The organism is uncultured Campylobacter sp., assembly GCF_938018035.1.
Taxonomy (GTDB): Bacteria; Campylobacterota; Campylobacteria; order Campylobacterales; family Campylobacteraceae; genus Campylobacter_B.
Map to the genome: position 1 here is coordinate 1 of NZ_CALIJF010000406.1, position 2,674 is coordinate 2,674.

Below are 2,674 nucleotides of genomic sequence, written 5' to 3' on the forward strand. Positions count from 1 at the left end.
TTTATCAAAAAGAGCTTTGGAAATAATTGGCTGGTGGCGGCCTTCGTAAAGTTCACCTTTATAGAGAAAGTGGCCATAGTAAAAGGAGTTTTGAAAAATATATGTTATAACTATATAAAATTGCACTTTAAAATAGTTCAGGGGGGTAAAGGTAATGAAGCATTTAGATAATCGTGAAGATTTTAGAACCGATGAAGAATTCGCAAATTTTAGAAATTTAATTTTATCAAATCACAAAAGCATGGCATTTTTCAGATCAGCAAGTGCCGTGAAGAATAAATATGGTCGTGCTAGCACGGTCCAGCAACTTATGCAGAAAAATTCGATTCATCTGATTGTGGATTTTTCGGATGTAGACTATCGATGTATGAGTGACGAATTCGGTTTTATTTTGGTTCAAAAGTTACGAACAATATTAGGGGAAGACCCGCCCTACATTATTCAATGTGATGCAGGTAAAAAGAAGACAGGATTTGTTTGTTTAATTCTAGAAATGTTATCCGGAACAAATTATGCCGATATTGTCAATGATTATTTAGAGAGTTACAAAAATAATAATGGTCTGATTTCTAAAAAGTGGATATTGGAGAATTTAGATTTTGTATGTGATCCGGAGTCGCCCAGAAATATAAGCATATTTTCTTATTACGATAGTTTTTTAGCCGAATACAAAAGGATAAATGATAAAATTCCCGCAAAATTTACTTATAAATTTTTAGAATTCAAAGACGATCTAAAAAATGGAGATATTATAGAGTGTCACAAGGCTTTTCGTCCATATGATCGAAAGATAAAATTTATCGTCGCAACCGATACGGAAGGATGCCCGAGACTACCCTATCTGGAGGGGTTTTATTCGGGTATGTTTGCGCCTATTGGCTATAGCGATAAAATGCGCTCGAATAAAGGACGAGAATATGCGATAAGCTCGAGTTGGCTAATTAAGAACTGGGAAGCCGCCTTTGTCGGTAATTGCGATATAAGGCACACTTATGTAAATTTACAAAATCGAAAAGAGATTTTAAATTTTACCGATAAAGAGTTGGAAAATTTTATAAAAATTAAGCGAAAGAGATTAAAATTTAAATGGAAAAAGTAGATAAAGATTTTAAAGCAGGCTTGTATAGTATCACGCAGCGAAAGGTTTTTAAAAGGCGGCAGCAATGATAAAAAGCATTATAAACCCAACTAATTTCGATATAGAATTTAGAAAAATAAGTAGAAATAAAAGAGGCGTAGCCAGATCGAGAATAGATTTTGAAAATATCGATGTAGAGGCCAAAATAAGGCTAGTTATGTTTTTAATTTCAAAAGCAAGCCACTTAGATAGCGTAGTTTATAAAATTCTTTTTTGGGAAAGAGATGAGAAAATAGAGGAGTATCTTCTTAAAAATATGAAGGGGCAATACACAAAAGCTAAGCCTTATAAAAACGGCGCCAGAGCGGGCGTTATTTTTATAAAAGAAAAGGCGCTTGAGCCAAATTTTTTGAGATCCATACTGCTGCGCCATTTTAATTTTGAGCTGGCAAAAGAACCATCTTTGAATATCAGAGTTCAATTAGCCGCAAACAATAAAGAGAAATTTTCGATTTTATTTGATATATACGATGACCGAGGCTGCTATGTGTATTACTTTTAAAATTTTAAATGAAAATATTTAAGGAAAGAGATATGGCAATTTGGCAATGTGAGTTTTTTATTCTACCTAAAAGCGATACATACGATCTGCAATACGACCGGCAATATGGCAATATAAAGCTCTTTGAAGACGATAAATATTGGAAAAAAGCAAAGATCAAAAAAGAGATATTTTCTGAAATTTCGCGCCTATTAAAGCCCGAAAAATCTTGGTCTAACGAAATGGATCTATACGGAAGCGAAAACGGCAATCGCTTAGAGGTACTTTTTGATGCTAATAATATAATAGAGTCCGTTACGTTTCGTATCGATTTTAGATCCGAGTATGAGGCCGTATTAAGGGGCATAATATCATTGTGCGAGAAAAACGGTTTTTGCATTATAGATGGCAATTTAAATAATTTAAAATTATCCTTTAATGCTATAAAAGAGACAATCGACAAATCCAAAAATAAAGAATTTTTTACAGAACTTGTTAAAAATAATATAATAGACGATAAAAACGAACCGCCTATCATAGAGGCCGTAGATGATTTCAAATTTAAGGACGATTAAAAATGATTGTAAAATGTATAAAAGAAGATAGGCATGGGCATCTGGGATTAAACAGAACCTATTTTGTTCATGGTATCCAATATGAAGAGGGACGGATTTATTATTGGATATTACCGTTTGAAGACGATATAGATTACAATCGATTTAATAGCGAATATTTTCAAGTAATCGATGAAACGGTGCCTACGAATTGGAAATTTGGGATGTACGGGGAATATTTTAGATGCTTTACCGCGTCTTAAGAAGAGGCCGCAATCGATGAAGATCATTATGGAAAGCTTTTTGATGGAGACCCAATAGAAGAGGAAATTTTTTGGAAGAGAAGAGCCGAGATGATAGATGACGTATATAATACGCATATCATCAAAGATTTTAACCGTTTCATATATGATCTAAGCTCCAACCTATCGGTACAGATGAATATTGCAAATAAAGTATTGGATATAGAGATATCAGATGCAAACGCTGGGGCCAAACATC

At 33.6% G+C, this 2,674-nt stretch carries 4 protein-coding genes; 3 read left to right on the forward strand and 1 reads right to left on the reverse strand.

What is annotated here, in order from left to right:
* Positions 1 to 126 (reverse strand): recombinase family protein (locus Q0257_RS13135; protein ID WP_366517519.1); only part of this gene is annotated, 126 nt, incomplete at its 3' end.
* A 28-nt stretch (positions 127 to 154) separates the two neighbouring features.
* On the opposite strand from Q0257_RS13135, the gene Q0257_RS12475 reads away from it, so the two are divergent.
* From Q0257_RS12475 to Q0257_RS12485, 3 genes are all read left to right on the forward strand, one after another.
* Complete coding sequence (locus Q0257_RS12475; RefSeq protein ID WP_298025262.1) at positions 155 to 1,099, forward strand: tyrosine-protein phosphatase; 945 nt, start codon at positions 155 to 157, stop codon at positions 1,097 to 1,099.
* A gap of 64 nt (positions 1,100 to 1,163) precedes the next feature.
* Positions 1,164 to 1,640 (forward strand): hypothetical protein, encoded by a 477-nt coding sequence (locus Q0257_RS12480; protein ID WP_298025264.1) that lies wholly within the window; start codon positions 1,164 to 1,166, stop codon positions 1,638 to 1,640.
* A gap of 32 nt (positions 1,641 to 1,672) precedes the next feature.
* Entirely contained in the window at positions 1,673 to 2,194 is a 522-nt protein-coding gene (locus Q0257_RS12485; RefSeq protein ID WP_298025266.1) for a hypothetical protein, read from the forward strand.
* Positions 2,195 to 2,674: the final 480 nt, after the last annotated feature.

What these genes read in the sequence shown, in the direction of transcription:
- Q0257_RS12475 (WP_298025262.1), top strand. Translation starts at nt 155, where the DNA reads ATGAAGCATTTAGATAATCGTGAAGATTTTAGAACCGATGAAGAATTC.
- Q0257_RS12480 (WP_298025264.1), top strand. Translation starts at nt 1,164, where the DNA reads ATGATAAAAAGCATTATAAACCCAACTAATTTCGATATAGAATTTAGA.
- Q0257_RS12485 (WP_298025266.1), top strand. Translation starts at nt 1,673, where the DNA reads ATGGCAATTTGGCAATGTGAGTTTTTTATTCTACCTAAAAGCGATACA.